Here is a 19,778-nt window from a genome sequence, read left to right on the forward strand (position 1 = left end):
TATGGATTTTACACACTTTGATGAAAAAGGAAATGCCATTATGGTAGATGTGTCTTCAAAAGACACAACACAAAGAACAGCAATTGCTTATGGTGAAATTTGTGTTGGTCAAGAAATACTTGAAAAAATTGAAAATCATCAAATGAAAAAGGGAGATGTTCTTTCAGTGGCAAGAATTGCTGGAATTATGGCAGTAAAGAAAACCAGTGATATTATTCCATTATGCCATCCTTTACTTCTAAGTAAGATTACCGTGGATTTTCATATTAATCATGAAAAAGAATTGATAGAAACTTATTGTCAAGTTACATGTTTGGGAAAGACAGGGGTTGAAATGGAAGCACTCCATGGTGTGAGTGCTACACTACTTACTATTTATGATATGTCAAAGGCTGTTAGTAAAGAAATGGAAATTAGAAATATTCATTTAATAAGTAAAAGTGGTGGAAAGAGTGGTGATTTTAAATGGCAGGACAAGTAAAAGCAATCTGTTTAAGTGAAAAAAAAGGAACGGCAAAAATACCTGTTGAAAAAATTGAAGTTATTGAAAATCATGGCTTTAAAAATGATGCTCATGCAGGTTCTTGGCATCGACAAGTTTCCTTGTTATCTTATGAAACAAGAGAAAAATTTAAGAAAATGGGTTCTACTGTTGAAGATGGTGCTTTTGGTGAAAATTTACTTATTTCAGGAATTGATTTTAATAAAATTGAAATAGGAACACGTCTTAAAATAGGTGATGTTATTCTTGAAATTACTCAACTTGGGAAAAGCTGCCATAACCATTGTGCTATTTATCATCAAGTAGGAAAATGTATTATGCCCACAAATGGCTTGTTTTCTCGTGTTTTAAAAGGAGGAACGATTCAGTTGAATGACTCAGTTGAAGTTTTAAAAGAAAGAGATAAACGTTTACGTGTGGCGATTTTAACACTTTCTGATAAAGGCAGTCAGGGTCAAAGAGAGGATTTAAGTGGACCTTACATCCAAGATTATTTTAAAGAAAGAGGCTATTATGTCACTTCTTATGAAATCTTACCTGATGAACAAAAGCTAATTGAACAAGCATTGATTAATTTATCAGATCGTTGTCATAATGATTTGATTATTACCACTGGTGGGACAGGGTTAAGTATGCGGGATGTCACACCAGAAGCCACACTAAAAGTAGCAACACGAAATGTACCAGGTATCAGCGAAGCAATTCGCTATGAGTCAATGAAATATACCAATCGTGCCATGCTTTCAAGAGGGGTATCTATTTTAAGAAACAAAACGTTGATTATTAATTTGCCAGGAAGTTTAAAAGCTGTTAAAGAAAGTTTAGATATTATTATTGATCCTTTAAAACATGGGTTAGAAACTTTAAAAGGAGAGGCACATGATTGTGCTCGAAAAGATGGTTGATTTATCACCTCTTTATATTTCTTTAAAAACAGCAATTATTACAATTGTCATTACTTTCTTTTTAGGTTTATTTCTTGCAAAATGGACGTTGAATCGAAAACATGATTTAACGAAAATTATTTTAGACGGTATTTTTACCATGCCTCTTGTTTTACCACCAACAGTTATGGGATTTTTCTTACTCATGATCTTTGGGGTTAATCAACCTATTGGAAAACTTTTTCTCCATGTTTTTCATTATAAAATTACTTTTAGTTTTTCAGCAACGGTTATTGCTGCTGTCGTGATTTCTTTTCCTTTAATGTATCGTAGTGCCAAATCGGCCATGGAACAAATAGATCATGATTTGATTGATTCAGGAAGAACACTGGGAATGTCAGAAAAACGCATTTTCTTTACAGTCATTTTACCTGAAGCTATGCCAGGAATTATTAGTGGGGGTGTTCTATCTTTTGCAAGAGGTTTAGGGGAATTTGGAGCAACGGCTATGCTTGCAGGAAATATAGTTGGAAAAACAAGAACTTTACCTTTAGCGGTCTATAGTGAAGTCATGTCAGGAAATTATGATAATGCAGGTGTTTATGTTTTTATTATCGTTGTTGTTTGTTTGATAGCTGTTGTTGGTGTCAATGTTTATCAATACTCTATTAAGAAAAAAAGGAGTTTTTAGATGAAATTAGAAGTTGTAATCTTTAAAAAATTGTCAGAATACGATTTAGATGTCTGTTTTGAAAGTCATGAAGACCGCCTTGGTTTAATGGGACCAAGTGGAAGTGGAAAAAGTATGGTTTTAAAATGTATTGCTGGAATTATGACACCGGATGCAGGACGTATTGTTTTAGATGATGAAGTTTTATTTGACAGTGATTTAAAAATTAATATTTCCCCACAAAAAAGAAAAATAGGATACATGTTTCAAAATTACGCATTATTTGATCATATGAATGTTTATCAAAACATTGCTGCTCCTTTAAAAGCACATCATGAAGATAAACAAGTGATTAAAGAAAAAGTTCAACAAATCATGAAAGACTTTCAAATAGATGATTTACAAAAAAGATATCCTCGTCAGCTTTCAGGAGGACAAAAACAACGCGTTGCTTTAGCACGGTTACTTGTTTATGATACAAATCTTGTTTTATTAGACGAACCTTTTAGTGCCTTAGATGAATCATTAAAGGAAATGCTTTTAAATGAAACAAAGAAAAAATTAATTGAATATCAAAAGAAATGTCTGTTTGTAACACATAGTCCAAAGGAAATGGAAATGATGTGTGATAATAAATTAAAAATAAAAAGAGGGAGATTGGAATAATGAAAAAGTTATTAAGTTTAATGTGTAGTTTTTTAATGATTGTTACTTTATGTGGTTGTTCATCAACTCAAGATCAACAAGAAGAAGTAACATTGACATTTGCTGCTGCAGCAAGTTTGGAAAATACGTTTGAAGACAAACTTATTCCTGAATTTGAAAAAGAAAATCCAAATATCAAAGTTCAAGGAGTTTATGATTCAAGTGGTAAATTACAAATTCAAATTGAACAAGGATTAAAGGCAGATGTTTTCTTTTCAGCAGCAACAAAACAAATGGATGCTCTTGTTGATGAAAAATACATTAATAAAAAGGATGTTGTTGATTTATTAGAAAATAAACTGGTTTTAATTACTGGTAAACAAACAACAACAGAAGTAAAAGATTTTGCTAATATCGCAAAAGCAGAAACAATTGCGATTGGAGATCCTGAAGTTGTACCTGCTGGTCAATATGCAAAAATTGCATTAACTCATTTAGGGCTATATGATGCTTTAAGTTCAAAATATAGTTTAGGGGGAAATGTTACTGAAGTATTAAACTGGGTTGCTTCATCTTCAAGTGAAGTAGGTATTGTTTATTCAACAGATGCTAAAAGCAGTAAAGATGTAAAAGTCCTTGCAACATGTGAAAATAGTTTATTAGATGAACCTGTTATTTACCCAGTTGCAAAACTTGCTAAAACAAAACATAGTGATGAAACTGAAAAATTCATAAAATTCATTCAAAAGAAATCTTCTTTAAAACAATTTGAAAATTACGGGTTTACTGTTAATAAATAACATGAAAGAAATTAAAACAGAAGATGCCATAGGTAGTGTTCTCTGCCATGATATCACAGAAATTGTAAAAGACCAAAGAAAAGGGCCCCGTTTTAAGAAGGGTCATATTATTAAAGAAGAAGATATTGAAGTATTATTGAATTTAGGGAAAGAACATCTTTATGTTTTTGAAAAAGATGAAACAATGATACATGAAAATGATGCAGCAGAAATATTATGTAATCTTTGTTTCAATGAATATATGAAAAAAAGCGCTATTAGTGAAGGAAAGATTGAACTTACAAGTACAATTGATGGATTGTTTAAAGTAAATCGAGAAGAACTTTTTAAGGTCAATTCTTTTGGAAAAATGATGATTGCGACAAGACAAGGAAATGTACCTGTAAAAAAAGGGGATAAACTTGCAGGTATGCGTATTATTCCACTCGTTATTGAAAAAGAAAAGATGCAACAAATCCAAGAAAAAATTCAAAAACCTATTTTAAAAATCATGCCTTATCAAATAAAAACAGCAGGAATTATTACTACAGGTTCAGAGGTTTATAAAGGGAGAATTAAAGATACATTTACGCCAGTCATCGTAGAAAAATTAAAAGAATACGGGGTAGAAGTTACTTACCATAGTTTATCATTAGATGATCATGAAATGACAACTAGTAAAATCAATGAAGCTTTAAAACTAGGAGTGGATCTTGTTTTATGCACAGGAGGAATGTCTGTTGATCCTGATGATAAAACACCACTGGCGATAAAAAACACAGGTGCAAAAATAATAAGCTATGGTGCACCTGTTCTTCCTGGAGCAATGTTTTTATTAAGTTATAAAGGTGATGTTCCAATTGTTGGATTACCAGGATGTGTTATGTATTCACGTCGAACAATTTTTGATATTGTTTTACCAAGACTTCTTGCTAAAGATTTAATTACCAGTGACGAACTTGCTTTGCTTGGTGAAGGAGGACTTTGTTTAAATTGTCCTGTTTGTACTTTTCCAAATTGTGGACTTTCGAAAGGATAAAAATGACTTATAAAAATCCACAGAAATTTGATTTAAAGATTCGTCTTTATAACCAAGAAAAAAGTTTTGGTAAAGGCGTTTATGAACTGATGAAAAAAACGCAAAGTTTTGGTTCCTTATCAGGAGCTTACAAAGCTATGAAAATGTCAAATTCAAAGGCATGGAAAATTTTAAAAAGAGCGGAAGAGGATTTAGACATGCCTCTTGTTGAACGTATTAGTGGTGGTAAAGATGGTGGTGGTAGTAAACTTACTCAAGAAGGCGAAGAATTGTTAGAAAAGTATGAAAAATTTATTCAAGAAATGAATGAATATGCGAAGGTTCGGTTTAAGGAGATTTTTGAAGATGAATAAACAGGAATATTTAATTATTACTTTTCATTCATTAGATGATGCAATGGATTTAGATGCTAAACAAACATCTTCTATGAAAGGACGTTTAATTCCTAAACCATCTGTTATTGATGCAGGATGTGGCATGTGTTTTTCTTGTCAAAATAAAGATATGGAAAAGTGGAAGATTTTTCTTGAAGAAAATCAAATTCATTATGAAAAAATAGTAAAGGTTGTGTTTTAAATGAAAGAAAAGCTTTATTGTAAAAGTGGTGGCTGTAGTGCTAAATTAGGCGCTAAAAAATTAACTCATATTTTAGAAAAAATCGATAAATATCCCAATTCTAATTTACTTGTTGGCTTTGATAGTCATGATGATGCCTCTGTTTATCAAATAAATGAACATCAAGCCATTGTTTCAACACTTGATTTCTTTCCACCAATGGTAGAAGATCCTTATTTATTTGGACAAATTGCAGCAACGAATGCTTTAAGTGATGTTTATGCTATGGGTGGAACTCCTTTGACAGCTTTAAATATTGTTTGTTTTAACGATCAAGATGATTTAAATATTTTAGGAAAAATCATTGAAGGTGGAAATGATAAACTAAAAGAAGCTAAAGTTGTTTTATCAGGTGGTCATTCTATCAAAGATGAATCAACAAAATATGGCTTAAGTGTTACGGGAATAGTAGATCCAAGTAAAATGATTCAAAATAATGGAGTACAAGTGGGAGATACATTAATTCTTACTAAAAAATTAGGAGTAGGATTGACATTAAATGCTTATCGTTTAAATGATGCACGTCAAGAAATACTTGATGAGGTTTTTAAGAGTATGACAACACTTAATAAATATGCATTCGATGTTTTAAATAAATATACACTTCATGCTTTAACGGATGTCACTGGTTTTGGTTTACTTGTTCATTTAGATGAAATGCTAGATGAAAAGGCAAGTGCATTTTTAGACAAGGAAAGTATTCCCTATTTTAAGGATTGCCCTTATTATGTTAATGAATTTTATTTAAGTGGAGGCGGACAGCATAATCGCAATGCAATGAAAAATAAAGTTTGTTTTGATGAGGAAAACTTTGTTTTAGAAGAAATTCTTTATGATCCACAAACAAGTGGAGGACTTCTTGCCAGTGTTGCAAGTGATGATTTAGAAAATATTTTAAATGATTTTAACCAAGCAGGACTTGCTTGTTATGTGATTGGTAAAATTGTTGAAAAAGATCAATTTGATATTTATGTACGTTAGGAGATTATTATGGAAATTTTAGATGCTCGAGGACTTGAATGCCCATTACCAGTTGTAAAAACAAAGGAATTATTAAAAGAAATTGATAAAGTAAAAGTACTTGTTGATAATGAGATTGCGATTGAAAATTTAACAAAATTTGCAGGAGTAAGACATTATCAAATTGTTACAGGTGATGACGGAGATGATTTTTATGCAATTATTGCTAAAGAAGGTATTGATGAAGAATTAGATTTTAATGAAAAAAGTGGAGATGTTGTTGTTATTTCAAGTAAAACAATGGGAAGTAATGAAGAACTTGGTGCTGTTTTAATGAAATCATTTATCTTTGCACTTACAAAACAAGATCAATTACCTAAAGAAATGATTTTTTATAATGAAGGTATTTTCCTTACTACAAATGAGGGAGATATTTTAAATGATTTAAAATATCTTGAAAGTCAAGGTGTTGATATTGTAAGTTGTGGAACATGTCTCGATTTCTTTAACCGTAAAGAGTTATTACAAGTAGGGGCTGTCACAAATATGTATGATATTGTTGAAAGAATGGAGAAGGCTGAAAAAGTTATTAAGCCATAAAAGATAAATGAAAGATTTAGTTATTGTAAGAGGTGGTGGCGATATTGCTACAGGGACCATTTATAAACTTTTTAAATGTGGATTTAAGGTCTTGATTTTAGAAATTGAAAAACCAAGTGCCATTCGAAGAAATGTTGCTTTTTGTGAAGCTATTTATGATACGCAAAAACAAGTAGAAGATGTCACTTGTTATCTAGCACATGACTATGATGAAGCAAAACAATTTTTAATGGAAAATAAAGTGACGTTATTGATTGATCCAGAGGCTAAAGCCATTGATTATTTCAAGCCAGAGGTTGTTGTTGATGCCATTCTTGCTAAAAAGAATTTAGGAACAACAAAAGAAATGGCTCCAATTACCATTGCTTTAGGTCCGGGATTTATGGCAGGTAAAGATGTTGATGTTGTTATTGAAACGATGCGAGGACATAAACTTGGAAGAACGATTTATCAAGGAACTGCTTTAAAAAATACAGGTGTACCAGGAGTCATTAAAGGTTATGGAAAAGAACGTGTTATCCATTCTCCTAATGCAGGAACTGTAAAACATGTAAGGCATTTAACAGATATTGTTAAAAAAGGTGAAGTGATTGCTTACGTTGATCAAACACCGATTTATGCGACAATGGATGGATTACTTCGTGGCTTAATTAAAGAAGGTTTTGTAGTCACTCAAGGTTTTAAAATGGCAGATATTGATCCACGTGAAGATGAATATGAAAATTGTTTTACTATTTCCGATAAAGCACGCTGCATTGCTGGTGGAGTCATTGAGGCAATCTTTTATTTAAAAGGACATAGAAATGATTTATCTTGATCAAGCAGCAACCAGTTTTCCTAAAATTAAAGAAGTTCAAGATGCAGTAATTGATTGTATGAATCATTGTACCAATGCGAATCGTTCTACCAGTACGACAAGTTTAAATGCGAGTCGTTTGATTTATCAAACACGCAAACTTATTAAAGAATATTTTCATGTACCTCAAGATGGATGCGTGGTCTTAAATAGTGGAAATACAGAAAGTCTCAATACATGTATTAAAGGTATTCTCAAAAAAGGTGATCACGTGATTACGACCTACGCTGAACATAACAGTGTTTTAAGACCGCTTTATCAATTAGAAAAAGCAAATATTATTACCTTATCTATTACCTCACCTACAGTAGAGGGTATTAAAAAAAATCTTCAAAAAAAGACAAAAATGATTATTGTAACACATAGTTCCAATGTGACGGGTGAAATTTATCCAATTGCTGAAATTGGAAAGTTAGCACACGAGCATGGTATTTTAATGATGAGTGATATTGCCCAAAGTGCGGGACATCTTCTCATTGATATGGAAAAGATGAATTTAGATATTTTATGTTTTAGTGGTCATAAAGGGCTGCTTGGAAATAGTGGAGTTGGTGGTTTTTGTTTAGCTCAATCTATAGAAATGGAACCTTTAATAAGTGGTGGAACAGGAATGGATTCTTTTAATCATTTTCAAAGTGATTACTACCCTGAACATGTTGAAGCAGGAACACGTAATATGACAGGAATTGTTTCTTTAAAGGTAGGGGTTTGTTATTTAATGAAATATCAAGATGAAAAATCAAAATACACAAATGAATTAGTTGAATTTTTATATGATGGTTTAAAAAATATTCCACAAGTTGTTTTATATGGTGATTTCAAAGAAAGAACACCAATTCTTGCATTTAATATACAAGGAATGGATAGTTTTCAAGTGGCCGATCTTTTAAATAATAAGTATGATATTGCGATTCGTTGCGGTACTCATTGTGCACCTTTGATGCATCAACATCTCAATACAGTGAAAAGTGGAATCGTAAGAGTATCACTTTCATTTATGAATACAAAAGAAGAAATACAATTTTTCATCAAAGCAATTAAAGAAATTAGTGAGGGTAATTATGATAATTAGTGTTATTGGTTCAGGTGGAAAGACAACAAAAATAAAACAGTTAAAAGATCAATATTTAAAAGAAGGTAAGACTGTTTTAATGACAACTTCTACTCATATGAAAATTGAAGAAAATACACTAGTCGATCCGAGTTATGAAGAAATTATAAATGAAATTAAAAAGCATGGTTACGTACATGCAGGTAGTAAAGCCAAAAATCAAAAAATTAAAGCTTTAGATGATGAAGTGTTAGAAAGATTAAAAAAAGAAATAGATGTAATTTTAATTGAAGCTGATGGTTCTCATGGATTACCTTTAAAATATCCAAGAAATAATGAACCTGTTGTAGACAAAGATAGTAATGAAATTATTTTAATTACTTCTTTAAAGGGACTTGGAAAACCTGTTCAAGATGTTGTTCATGGTTATCAAGAAATGAAAATTGATGGAAATCAAAAAGTAGATAGTCTTTTTATTCAACAACTTATCAACATCTATTTAGAAAAAATTAAAAAATATAATGTTCCCATAGAAATTCAAGTGAATGAAGCAAGTTCGCTTTATGAAAAAGCACTAGCTTCGTTATTAGAAAATCAAAAGGAAGTAACACTTATTAATGAAGAATGGTTCTTACCACAACCGAAACTTGTTATTTTGGGTGCAGGACATGTGAGCCAATATGTAAGTAAACTTGCTTCTATGTTGGATTTCTATACGATTGTTATTGATGAAAGAAAAGAATTTGCATGTAAAGAATTATTTCCAGAAGCAAATGAAATTCATTGTGTTTCTTTTGATAAAGCTGATTCCTATTTTCCTAAGGAAGCAAATACATGTTATGTCATTGTGACAAGAGGACATAAAGATGATCGTTTGTGTTTAAAAAAGACACTTTTTCGACAAAGTCTTTATGTAGGAATGATTGGAAGCAAGAAGAAAGTTAGACAAACCTATGATGCTTTATTAGAAGAAGGGTATCAACAAGTTGAACTTGATAAAGTACATGCGCCTATTGGACTTTCAATAAAAGCGGTAACCCCTGCAGAGATTGCCGTCAGTATCATGTCTGAAATTATAGCTATTAAAAATGAACATCAATATTCAAGTATAACAAGTGACTTATTAGAAGTACAAGGTGATGGTGTTTTATGTATTATTATTGATAAAAAAGGATCAACACCACGTACAGTTGGTAGTATGATGTTTGTCAATGAAAAAGGAATTATTGGTTCTATTGGTGGGGGAAGAGAAGAATATCAAGCTATTTTAGATGCTAAGAATTGTCAAAAGGTAATGATAAAACATTATGAATTAAATAATAGCAAAAGTGCCAATTTAGGAATGATTTGTGGAGGAAGCAATGATGTGTTATTTCTTCCTATAAAACAGCATTAGCTGTTTTTTTTATATCTATAAATCTATTTTTTTGTAGTATCTTGATGAAAAAAAAGAGTTATGCTACAATTTTCTTGTTTTTAGAAGGTTAATTTAATGTTAGGGAGAGAGAATATGGAGAAAAAAGAGTATACAAGTCCTTATGATTTTGAAGGGAAAATTCCTTTAAAACAGGCAATTATTTTAGGTTTACAACACGTTCTAGCAATGTTCGTTGGTAACTTAACACCAGTACTTATTATTACGGGGGCTTGTGCTGCAATGCATGATGCAGATGTATTTGCTGCAATTCAAGTTTCACTTTTACAAAATGCAATGCTTATTGCAGGTGTTGTTACTTTAGTACAATTATTTTCAATAGGTCCTATTGGTGGGAAAGTCCCAATTATCATGGGAACAAGTTCAGGATTTATTGGTGTTTTCCAAAGTGTTGCTCATGTAATGGGTGGTGGTGTTTTAGGATATGGTGCCATCATGGGAGCAAGTATTATTGGTGGTTTATTTGAAACGGTTTTAGGTTTTCTTTTAAAACCATTACGTCGTTTCTTTCCGTCTGTTGTTACAGGAACAGTTGTTTTATCCATTGGTTTGTCTTTAATTGGTGTTGGTGTTGCTTCTTTCGGGGGAGGAAGTAGTGCTAAAGATTATGGATCTGTAGAAAATCTTTTAATTGGTTTATTTGTTTTAGTTGTTATTTTAGCTTTTAAACATGGTACAAAAGGAATGCTAAGTAATTCGGCTGTTTTAATTGGAATTATTTGTGGTTATGTTTTATGTATGATTTTACCATTGTTTATTTCAACAACAGGTGTTGCCAGTGATGGAACAGAGTTTGTTAAATCATGGGTTTTAAATTGGGATAAGGTGGCTCAAGCAAAATGGTTTGCCTTACCAAAACTCATGCCAGTAAAACCAGTTTTTGATTTAAGAGCAATTTTACCAGTTTTAATTATGTTTATTGTTACAGCTGTTGAAACTGTTGGGGATATTTCTGGTGTTATGGAAGGTGGAATGTCAAGAGAAGCTACAGATCAAGAATTATCAGGTGGTGTTATCTGTGATGGTATTGGTTCATCCATTGCTGCTTTATTTGGTGTTTTACCTAATACATCTTTTTCACAAAATGTTGGGTTAGTAACAATGACTAAAATTGTCAATCGTTTTGCTTTGGCGTGTGGCGCGATTTTCCTAATTATTTGTGGTTTATTTCCTAAATTAGCGGCACTTGTTTCAATTATGCCTCAATCCGTATTAGGTGGAGCAGCAGTCATCATGTTTTCATCGATTGTTATGTCTGGAATTCAATTGATTACCAAAGAACCTCTTACTGCTCGTTCAATGACAATTGTTTCAGTTGCTTTAGGATTAGGTTATGGTATTGGTGCAAATAGTGCAATTTTAGTGCAACTTCCACAAGCAATTCAAATGATTTGTGGAGAATCAGGAATTGTACCTGCTGCTTTTGTAGCAATTATTTTAAATATTTTATTACCAAAAGAAAAACAATAAAGGAGGGCTTTCTTTGTTATCGATTAGAAATTATGTGCGACCTCAAACAATTGAGGAAGCTTATGAATATGCAAAAAAACCGCTGAGTGTTGTTTTAGGTGGTATGTTATGGCTTAAAATGCAAAATAGAAATGTTAATTTTGCTATTGATCTATCTGATTTACATTTAGATCAAATTGAAGAAATAGATGATGAAATACATATTGGTGCTATGGTTACTTTAAGAGAGCTTGAAACAAATGAACAATTAAACCATTTTACACAAGGAGCTATTAAAGAAAGTGTACGTCATATTGTCGGTGTTCAATTTAGAAACTTAGCGACAATTGGTGGGTCTATTTATGGAAGGTTTGGTTTTTCTGATGTTTTAACACTTTTTATGGCGCTTGATTGTGAGGTAGAACTTTATCCAACTGGGCGGGTTTCTATCAAAGAATTTGCGAATATGAAATTTACAAAAGATATTCTTACAAAAGTTATTATTAAAAAAGTACCAACAAATGTGGTTTATTTATCACAAAGAAATATTTCAACAGATTTTCCTGTTTTAACCTGTGCTGTTAGTAATATAAATCAACATTATACATGTATCATTGGAGCAAGACCGTTACATGCTGTAGCTATTAATGGAGATAGTTATTTTGAAACAGGTATTACTGAAGAAAATATTCAAAATTTTACAAAATGTGTTTTATCAGAATTAAAATTAGGAAGCAATTCAAGAGCATCTAGAGAATATCGTCAAAAGATTGCAAAAGTTTTAATAAAAAGAGCTTTTCTTCAATTAAAGGAGGATGTATATGGAAATTAAATTAACTTTAAATGGAGAAAGAATTGTACAAGATATTGAACCTGATTTATTACTTATTGATTTTGTGAGAAAAAATGGTTGCTATAGTGTTAAACGTGGTTGTGATACAAGTAACTGTGGATTATGTACGGTTTTATTAAATGATAAACCAGTGCTTTCATGCAGTATTCTTGCAATGCGTGCAAATGGTGCAAAAGTAGTTACTTTAGAAGGAATGCAAGAAGAAGCAAAACCACTTGCAACATTTATTGCTAGTCAAGGAGCTGAACAATGTGGTTTTTGTAATCCTGGATTTATGATGAATACACTTGCTTTATTAAAAGAAAATCCTCATCCAAGTGATGATGAAATTAAAGAATTTTTAGCTGGAAATTTATGTCGTTGTTCAGGTTATGAAGGACAACTTAGAGGAATAAAAAATTACCTAAACTATCTTGAAGAAAAGGGGAATGAATAATGGCTTATAAACATATTGAAAAACCGGTCATGAAAAAAGATGCGATGAATCTTTTGCTTGGTAAACCTGTTTATGTAGATGACATAACAAGTCAAGACTGTTTAGTTGTTAAAGTGTTAAGATCACCACATGCTCATGCTTTGATTGAAGAAATTGATGTTTCTAAAGCTCAAAAAATCCCAGGTATTGAAGCTGTTTATACGTATAAAGATGTCCCTCAAAAACGTTTTACCATGGCAGGTCAAACGTCTCCAGAACCAAGTCCTTATGATCGTTTAATTTTAGATCAAAGAGTTCGTTTTGTAGGAGATGCTGTTGCTATTGTTGCTGGTATTAATGAAAAGGTTGTTGATCGTGCGTTAAAAATTATTAAAGTAAAATATCAAGTTTTAACACCAGTTCTTGATTTTACGAAAGCAAAAGATAATAACATCTTAGTTCATCCTGAAGAAAATTGGAAAGCTTTATGTCCAGTAGGTGCTGATAATCATAGAAATCTTGTGGCAACAGATTCTTCAAGTCAAGGTGATTTAGAAAAAGTGTTTGCTTCTTGTGATCAAGTCATTGAAAGAACCTATCATACAAGAGCAAACCAACAAGCAATGATGGAAACTTTTAGAACTTATTGTGAAATTGACCCTTATGGAAGACTTCATGTTATTTCTTCAACTCAAATTGTTTTCCATTGTCGAAGAATTCTTGCTAACGCATTAGATATTCCTCAATCGAAAATTCGTGTTGAAAAACCAAGAATTGGAGGAGGATTTGGGGCTAAACAAACTGTTGTAGCTGAAGTTTATCCTGCTTTTGTAACATGGATGACCAAGAAACCTTCTAAAATGATTTATAGTCGAAAAGAATCACAAATTGCCTCTACACCGCGTCATGAAATGCAAGTGACTGTTAAATTAGGAGCAATGAATGATGGAACAATTCGTGCAATGGATGTTTATACGCTTTCAAATAGTGGTGCTTTTGGTGAGCATGGACCAACAACAGTAGGTTTATCGGGACATAAATCGATTCCACTTTATACAAATAATCTTGAAGCCTTTAAATTTTCTTATGATGTTGTTTATACCAATTGTCAAGCAGCTGGTGCCTATCGTGGCTATGGAGCGACGCAAGGACTTTTTGCGGTAGAATCGATTGTAAGTGAAATGGCAGGAATTTTGGGTATTGACCCAGTAGTTATTCGAGAAAAGAATATGGTTAGACAAGGTCAAACAATGGGGGCTTATTATAATGAGGTTGCAAAAGCATGCGCCTTAGATAAATGTATGGAGCATGCTAAAAAACTTTTTGATTGGGAAAATAAATCAAAAGTACGTGTTTTAGAAAATGGTAAAATTAGAAGTGCTGGGGTAGCCATGGCCATGCAAGGATCTGGTATTTCAGGGGTTGACGTAGGTTCTGCTACATTAAAACTTGAAGATGATGGTTATTATACACTTCATATTGGGGCAGCTGACATGGGAACAGGTTGTGACACCATTCTTGCACAAATGGCGGCCGAATGTTTAGATTGTGACGTTGATCAAATTGTTGTTTTTGGGGCAGATACAGATATTTCACCTTATGATTCAGGTTCTTATGCTTCTTCAACAACTTATGTAACAGGAAAGGCAGTAGAGCAAGCTTGTGAAAAATTAAAAAATAATTTATGTAACCTTGCTTTACAAACATTTCATTGTGAAAAAGAAGATGTTGAATTTACCTCACAAGGTGTTAAAAATTTAAAGACAAACGAACTTTTAACTTTAAAGGAGCTTGCTTTAAAAGCAATGTGTGGAAATAATATCGAAACACAAGTTACAGTTACACATTCATCTCCATTTTCACCACCACCTTATATGGTAGGGATGGTTGAAATTGAACTTGATAAAGAAACAGGACAAGTTGATATTCTTGATTATGTTGCTGTTGTCGATTGCGGTACTGTTATTAATACAAATTTAGCACGTGTTCAAACAGAAGGTGGCTTAGTTCAAGGAATTGGTATGGCTCTTTATGAAGATGTTCAATATACAAAACGTGGTGCTATTCCTGAAAATTCTTTTATGCAATATAAAATTCCTACACGTTTGGATATGGGAAAAATTAGAGTTGAATTTGAAAGTAGCTATGAACCAACTGGGCCATTTGGTGCAAAATCGATTGGTGAAATTGTTATTAATACACCATCTCCTGCAATCGCCAATGCCATCTATCGAGCAACTGGTAAGTATTTAAAAGATCTTCCAATGACTCCTGAAAAAATCTTAATGGCAATCGATGAATAATGAAAACATATATTATTTATTTAGCAGCAGGAAATAGTCGTCGTTTTAAAGAAGATAAGTTACATGCGCTTTTTAAAGGAAAAGAGCTTTATCTTTATGGAATTGATACTTTGAAACAATTATTAAAATATCGTAATGATCTAGAAATTATCGTTGTTTCTAATACAATTGATATACAAGAAAAATATATTCATAGTTATAAAAGCCCTTTAAGTGAAAGAGGAATTTCCTATTCTATTAAAGCTGCTTTAAACCATATCAATCAAGATGATGACTATCAAATGATGTTTATGGTTGCCGATCAACCCTATCTATCTTATCAAACACTCAATAAGATGATTGATACATTTAATCAATCATCTTATTCTATATGTTCTTTAATGTTTAAAGATAGAGTAGGAAATCCTGTGATTTTTTCTAAAGACTATTTCAATGAGTTATATTCTTTAAAAGAAGATCAAGGAGGGCGTAAGATCGTTAATAAATATCCACAAGAATGTTTCTATTTTAGAATTGAAAATGAAAAAGAACTTTATGATATTGATTATCAAAATGACTTACAAAAACTGATAAAGGAAGAAGAATATGATTGAATAGGCTAAATTAGAAGATAAAGAAGAAATCTATAATTTGATTTGTATTTTAGAAAATAAATCAATTAATAAAGAACACTTTGATTGCGTTTTTGAAAATTCTTTAAAAAATGAAGATATTATTTATTTAGTTTATCGAGATGAAAAAATTGAAGGATTTCTAAGTTTTAAAATACATCATTATTTACATCATGACCATGATACAAGTGAAATTGTAGAACTTGTTATTTTACCAGAAAAAAGAAGTTTGAAAATTGGTAAACAACTTATCGAAAAAATTGAAGAGATTGCAAAAGATAAGCAACTCGAACAAATTGAGCTTTCTACTTCCATATATCGTAAAGATGCGCATCGTTTTTATGAAAGACAAGGTTATGAAAAATTACATTATAATTATACGAAAGAACTAGATGACTAACCGTCACCTTTTTTTTCACATCTTTTACACATAGTCATGCTACAATAAAGTTGAAGAGGTGGTAGAAATGTATAAAGCATTGATGATTGAAGATCATAAAGAAGTAAGAGACTTTGTTAAAGAGTATTTTGATCATAAAGAAATAGAAGTTATAGAAGCTCAAAATGGTTATGAAGGATTAGCAATATTAGATGATACAATCGATATCATTTTACTTGACATTATGATGCCAGGAATTGATGGCTATGAAGTTTGTAAACAAATTAGAAGTCAATATAATACGCTCATCGTTTTTATAAGTGCTTTATCAGAAGATGAAAACCAATTAAAGGCTTATGAATATGGGGCAGATGATTATATTACTAAACCATTTAAACCTTCTTTGTTATATGCTAAATGTTTAGCACTTTTAAAAAGAAATAAAAAGATTGAAACGAATCAACTTCAGTCAGGAAAAGTGATTTTGGATTTAGATAAACATATTTTAGTGATTGAAGAAAATGATATTGTTTTAACAGATAAAGAATTTAAACTTCTTCGATACTTAATGAAAAATCAAGGAATTGTTTTATCAAGAGAAAAAATTTTAGATACTTTGTGGGGCTATGATTATTATGGGGATGGTCGAGCAGTAGATACATATATTAAACGTTTAAGGAAACGATTGGGAAAATATTCTTATTATATTCAAACCATTGTTAAAACAGGATATATGTGGAAAGGAGAAGAATCATGAAGAAGATAAGAAGTATTCAGTTTAAGGTGTTTATTTGTTTATTTATTTCTTTTATGGTAGTGTTTGGTTATGTTGTCAAAAATAAATATGATCGAAGTTTTAATGAACTGGTTTACAATACTGATTACACGGCTTCAGATGATTATATTAATTTTTGCAATACTATAGATAGTAGAGGACCTCATCAAGTAGAATTAGATTTAGAAAAAATAAAAAAAGAATTAGGTAATTTACCTAAAGATGATATGACTGAAATTTGTCTTTTGGATGCCAAAGGAAAACTTATCAATCAATACGGGTATAATAAAAAAGATCGATTACTTATTGCCTCCAGTCCTTTTGTAGAAAGTGATGATTCGAATGACTATTACAATTTAGAATATTATATCGATTTATCAGAATTATCAAATAAACAATATAAACTCTTAAAAGATACAATAAAGGATGTTGATGAAAAAGGCTATGATGAAATAAATTTATGCTTTGAAGGTCAAATAGAAGAATTACAAAATTTTAAAGAAACATCCCAATTAATATATAACGCAAAAATTCGCTATTTTAAAGTCACACCAACCTTTATTCATTATAATACGGATATTTTTGGAAAGAAGCAAGGAAACTCAATTAGTGCGACTTTAGAAGCGTATGTTGATGATGGGGATTATCATTTATCGAGGCATGGAGAAGTAGTCAATGACATAAAAAAAGTTTCAACATTGAAAATGAACCAGTTGACAAAAGATGCTATCGATAATCATTTTTCTAATATTTATGTAAGACTTGCTTCATTTTTAGATAAAGATACTATTACTTCAAAAGAAAATAGAAAAATGACAAATGAAATTGCCACATCTATTAAAGAAGGAACATTAACGTATGCAACGTTTACTAAACTTTTAGATGATTATTCTTATCAAGTATTACTTATGCCTTTATATAAATATCAAGGCTATACTGAGGGACAAGAACATACACCAGAGGCTTTTATTGCAGTTTTCTATGATTTTCAAAGTGGAGGGAGAAATCAATTAAGAAATGATTTGATTAAAGATAACTTTCCATTACTTTTAGGTGGTTTCTTATTTATTGTTTTATTTTCATATTTGATTTCTTATATGACAACAAGACGCATTAAAGAAATTGATCGTGTTGCAATGGAAATCACAAATAATAATTTTAAAGGTGTATTAGATACAAAAGGACATGATGAATTATCAAGTCTTTCAAGTCATATAAATACAATGTCTTCTAACTTGAAAAGAAATATAGACGCTTTGAATCTAGAAATAGATCAAGTGAAAAAAATGGAACAATTAAGGAAAGAATTTATTGCTCAATTTACTCACGAGATTAAAACACCTCTTGCTATTATTAATGGAAATATTGATTTATTAGAAAATGTAGATGATGAAGATAAAAAAGCTAAGTATATAGAGGTGATTAATAAAGAAATTAGTGTTATTAATGATTTAGTATTACAAATGTTAGATTTATCAAAACTTGAAGCAAAGGCGGTTACTTTAGATAAAAAAGAAATTGATTTAAGAGAGCTAACTGAAGATATTGTTGATGATTATGAACAATTATTAATGGATAAAAAATTAAAGATAGAAATACAAGGAGAAGATGTTTTAATTGTAAGTGATAGAAAACGAATAGAAATGGTTATTCAAAATTATTTGTCAAATGCAATCAAACATGCATTTATTAATAGTACGATTAAAATTAAAATCAAAGAAAATGAGTTTTCTATTGAAAATAAGGGAAAACAAATTGATGAAAAACGTATGGATACTATTTGGAAATCTTTTGTAAGTGATGATCAAAAAGGTACAGGCTTGGGTCTTGCAATCGTTAGAAATATTTTAGAACTTCATGAAATGAGTTATGGAGTTCATAATTTAGAAGACGGTGTAGAGTTTTATTTTAGATGGAAAAAATAAATGAAAACCCTTTCTTTAAAAAAGAATTATAGAATCGTTAAAAAAGTATTCTTTTTTTCATAAATTAGTTCCATTTAATGAAAAAAAAGCATATAATAGGCATTGCTTAAAGGAGAGATAGTAATGAATATAATTTTAATGGGTCCACCAGGTGCTGGTAAAGGAACTCAAGCTGCTAAATTGGTGGAAAAATATGGTTTAAAACAAATTTCTACAGGAGATTTATTTAGAAAAGCAATTAAAGAAGAAACAAAATTTGGTGTTATTGCTAAATATTTTATTTCTTTTGGTTATTTAGTACCAGATGATTTTACAATTCAAATGATTCAAGAATATTTAGAAGAAAATATTAACACTGAAGAATTTAAAAATGGTTTCATCTTAGATGGTTTCCCAAGAACAATCATTCAAGCTAGAAAATTAGCTGATATTTGTTCAATGTTCAATTTTAAAATTGATGCTGTAATCAACTTAGATATTCCTGAAGATGTCTTAGTTAAACGTTTATCAGGAAGAAGAACTTGTGCTGATTGTGGAAAATCATATCATATCGTTTATAACCCACCAAAAAAAGAAGGTGTTTGTGACGTATGTGGTGGAGAATTAACACAACGTTCTGATGAAAGTGAAGAAGCAGTTCAAGTACGTATTGATACTTACAATAAACAAACAAAACCTTTAATTGATTACTACACGATGTTAGGTGAACTTACTAATGTTGATGGAAATCAATCAATGGATGAAGTTGCTGAAGAAATTTATAAAGTATTAGATGAATTAAAATAGAAGTGAAAAGCTTCTATTTTTTTCATTTTATGAAAGAAACATACTTGTCTATACCTCTGTGCTATAATGAATGTGTCAAAAATGGAGGATATAAAAATGAGTAAAAAACCTGTAAAAATTGTAACAATTGGTGGAGGAAGTAGTTATACACCAGAGCTAATGGAAGGATTTATTAAAAGATATGATGAACTTCCAATCAAGGAAATTTGGCTTGTCGATATTGAAGATGGGAAAGAAAAATTAGAA

At 30.9% G+C, this 19,778-nt stretch carries 23 protein-coding genes; all 23 read left to right on the plus strand.

The window, feature by feature from the left end:
• The first annotated feature begins 1 nt into the window (after position 1).
• Positions 2-481 carry a cyclic pyranopterin monophosphate synthase MoaC gene (moaC, locus tag OCV55_RS05805; protein WP_032089996.1) on the plus strand — a complete coding sequence of 160 codons (480 nt, stop codon included), beginning with the start codon at positions 2-4 and terminating at the stop codon, positions 479-481.
• Positions 466-1,407: an MOSC domain-containing protein gene (locus OCV55_RS05810; RefSeq protein ID WP_147580073.1), complete on the plus strand. Its 942-nt coding sequence runs from the start codon at positions 466-468 to the stop codon at positions 1,405-1,407. Before moaC ends, OCV55_RS05810 begins: the two co-directional genes overlap by 16 nt.
• The gene (modB, locus tag OCV55_RS05815) at positions 1,382-2,077 is read left to right on the plus strand and encodes a molybdate ABC transporter permease subunit (protein ID WP_267309831.1); all 696 of its coding nucleotides are present in this window, start codon (positions 1,382-1,384) and stop codon (positions 2,075-2,077) included. The genes OCV55_RS05810 and modB overlap by 26 nt, the downstream gene beginning before the upstream one ends.
• On the plus strand, positions 2,078-2,722 hold the full coding sequence (locus tag OCV55_RS05820) for an ATP-binding cassette domain-containing protein (RefSeq protein ID WP_032089998.1): 645 nt from the start codon (positions 2,078-2,080) through the stop codon (positions 2,720-2,722).
• Positions 2,722-3,501, plus strand: coding sequence for a molybdate ABC transporter substrate-binding protein (modA, locus tag OCV55_RS05825; protein WP_147580074.1), 780 nt, complete (start codon positions 2,722-2,724; stop codon positions 3,499-3,501). The genes OCV55_RS05820 and modA overlap by 1 nt, the downstream gene beginning before the upstream one ends.
• Before the next feature lies 1 nt (position 3,502).
• Positions 3,503-4,519 carry a molybdopterin-binding protein gene (locus tag OCV55_RS05830; protein ID WP_147580075.1) on the plus strand — a complete coding sequence of 339 codons (1,017 nt, stop codon included), beginning with the start codon at positions 3,503-3,505 and terminating at the stop codon, positions 4,517-4,519.
• 2 nt (positions 4,520-4,521) lie between these two features.
• Positions 4,522-4,872, plus strand: a complete 351-nt coding sequence (locus tag OCV55_RS05835) for a winged helix-turn-helix domain-containing protein (RefSeq protein ID WP_032090001.1) — start codon at positions 4,522-4,524, stop codon at positions 4,870-4,872.
• On the plus strand, positions 4,865-5,095 hold the full coding sequence (locus OCV55_RS05840) for a DUF3343 domain-containing protein (protein WP_032090002.1): 231 nt from the start codon (positions 4,865-4,867) through the stop codon (positions 5,093-5,095). Before OCV55_RS05835 ends, OCV55_RS05840 begins: the two co-directional genes overlap by 8 nt.
• On the plus strand, positions 5,096-6,115 hold the full coding sequence (selD, locus tag OCV55_RS05845; RefSeq protein ID WP_147580076.1) for a selenide, water dikinase SelD: 1,020 nt from the start codon (positions 5,096-5,098) through the stop codon (positions 6,113-6,115).
• 9 nt (positions 6,116-6,124) lie between these two features.
• The gene (gene yedF, locus OCV55_RS05850) at positions 6,125-6,694 is read left to right on the plus strand and encodes a sulfurtransferase-like selenium metabolism protein YedF (protein WP_147580077.1); all 570 of its coding nucleotides are present in this window, start codon (positions 6,125-6,127) and stop codon (positions 6,692-6,694) included.
• Positions 6,695-6,701: 7 nt separating this feature from the next.
• Complete coding sequence (yqeB, locus tag OCV55_RS05855; RefSeq protein ID WP_147580078.1) at positions 6,702-7,511, plus strand: selenium-dependent molybdenum cofactor biosynthesis protein YqeB; 810 nt, start codon at positions 6,702-6,704, stop codon at positions 7,509-7,511.
• A complete protein-coding gene (locus OCV55_RS05860) occupies positions 7,498-8,622 on the plus strand; it encodes an aminotransferase class V-fold PLP-dependent enzyme (RefSeq protein WP_147580079.1) in 1,125 nt (374 codons plus the stop codon). The genes yqeB and OCV55_RS05860 overlap by 14 nt, the downstream gene beginning before the upstream one ends.
• A complete protein-coding gene (gene yqeC / locus OCV55_RS05865; RefSeq protein WP_147580080.1) occupies positions 8,612-9,997 on the plus strand; it encodes a selenium cofactor biosynthesis protein YqeC in 1,386 nt (461 codons plus the stop codon). Before OCV55_RS05860 ends, yqeC begins: the two co-directional genes overlap by 11 nt.
• Positions 9,998-10,111: 114 nt before the next feature.
• Positions 10,112-11,506 (plus strand): uracil-xanthine permease family protein, encoded by a 1,395-nt coding sequence (locus OCV55_RS05870; RefSeq protein ID WP_032090008.1) that lies wholly within the window; start codon positions 10,112-10,114, stop codon positions 11,504-11,506.
• 13 nt (positions 11,507-11,519) lie between these two features.
• The gene (locus tag OCV55_RS05875; protein WP_032090009.1) at positions 11,520-12,317 is read left to right on the plus strand and encodes an FAD binding domain-containing protein; all 798 of its coding nucleotides are present in this window, start codon (positions 11,520-11,522) and stop codon (positions 12,315-12,317) included.
• The gene (locus OCV55_RS05880; protein ID WP_032090010.1) at positions 12,307-12,774 is read left to right on the plus strand and encodes a (2Fe-2S)-binding protein; all 468 of its coding nucleotides are present in this window, start codon (positions 12,307-12,309) and stop codon (positions 12,772-12,774) included. The genes OCV55_RS05875 and OCV55_RS05880 overlap by 11 nt, the downstream gene beginning before the upstream one ends.
• Entirely contained in the window at positions 12,774-15,056 is a 2,283-nt protein-coding gene (locus tag OCV55_RS05885; RefSeq protein ID WP_147580082.1) for a xanthine dehydrogenase family protein molybdopterin-binding subunit, read from the plus strand. Before OCV55_RS05880 ends, OCV55_RS05885 begins: the two co-directional genes overlap by 1 nt.
• On the plus strand, positions 15,056-15,649 hold the full coding sequence (locus OCV55_RS05890; RefSeq protein ID WP_052010861.1) for a nucleotidyltransferase family protein: 594 nt from the start codon (positions 15,056-15,058) through the stop codon (positions 15,647-15,649). Before OCV55_RS05885 ends, OCV55_RS05890 begins: the two co-directional genes overlap by 1 nt.
• A gap of 37 nt (positions 15,650-15,686) precedes the next feature.
• A complete protein-coding gene (locus OCV55_RS05895) occupies positions 15,687-16,067 on the plus strand; it encodes a GNAT family N-acetyltransferase (protein ID WP_267309832.1) in 381 nt (126 codons plus the stop codon).
• 67 nt (positions 16,068-16,134) lie between these two features.
• Positions 16,135-16,803 (plus strand): response regulator transcription factor, encoded by a 669-nt coding sequence (locus tag OCV55_RS05900; protein ID WP_032090012.1) that lies wholly within the window; start codon positions 16,135-16,137, stop codon positions 16,801-16,803.
• On the plus strand, positions 16,800-18,746 hold the full coding sequence (locus tag OCV55_RS05905; RefSeq protein WP_147580083.1) for a HAMP domain-containing sensor histidine kinase: 1,947 nt from the start codon (positions 16,800-16,802) through the stop codon (positions 18,744-18,746). Before OCV55_RS05900 ends, OCV55_RS05905 begins: the two co-directional genes overlap by 4 nt.
• A 123-nt stretch (positions 18,747-18,869) precedes the next feature.
• Entirely contained in the window at positions 18,870-19,532 is a 663-nt protein-coding gene (locus OCV55_RS05910; RefSeq protein ID WP_032090013.1) for an adenylate kinase, read from the plus strand.
• Between the two features lie 96 nt (positions 19,533-19,628).
• A partial coding sequence (locus OCV55_RS05915) for a family 4 glycosyl hydrolase (protein ID WP_449670295.1) occupies positions 19,629-19,778 on the plus strand: 150 nt, incomplete at its 3' end.

The organism is [Clostridium] ammoniilyticum, from assembly GCF_025566905.1.
GTDB classification, from domain to species: domain Bacteria; phylum Bacillota_I; class Bacilli_A; order Erysipelotrichales; family Coprobacillaceae; genus Faecalibacillus; species Faecalibacillus intestinalis.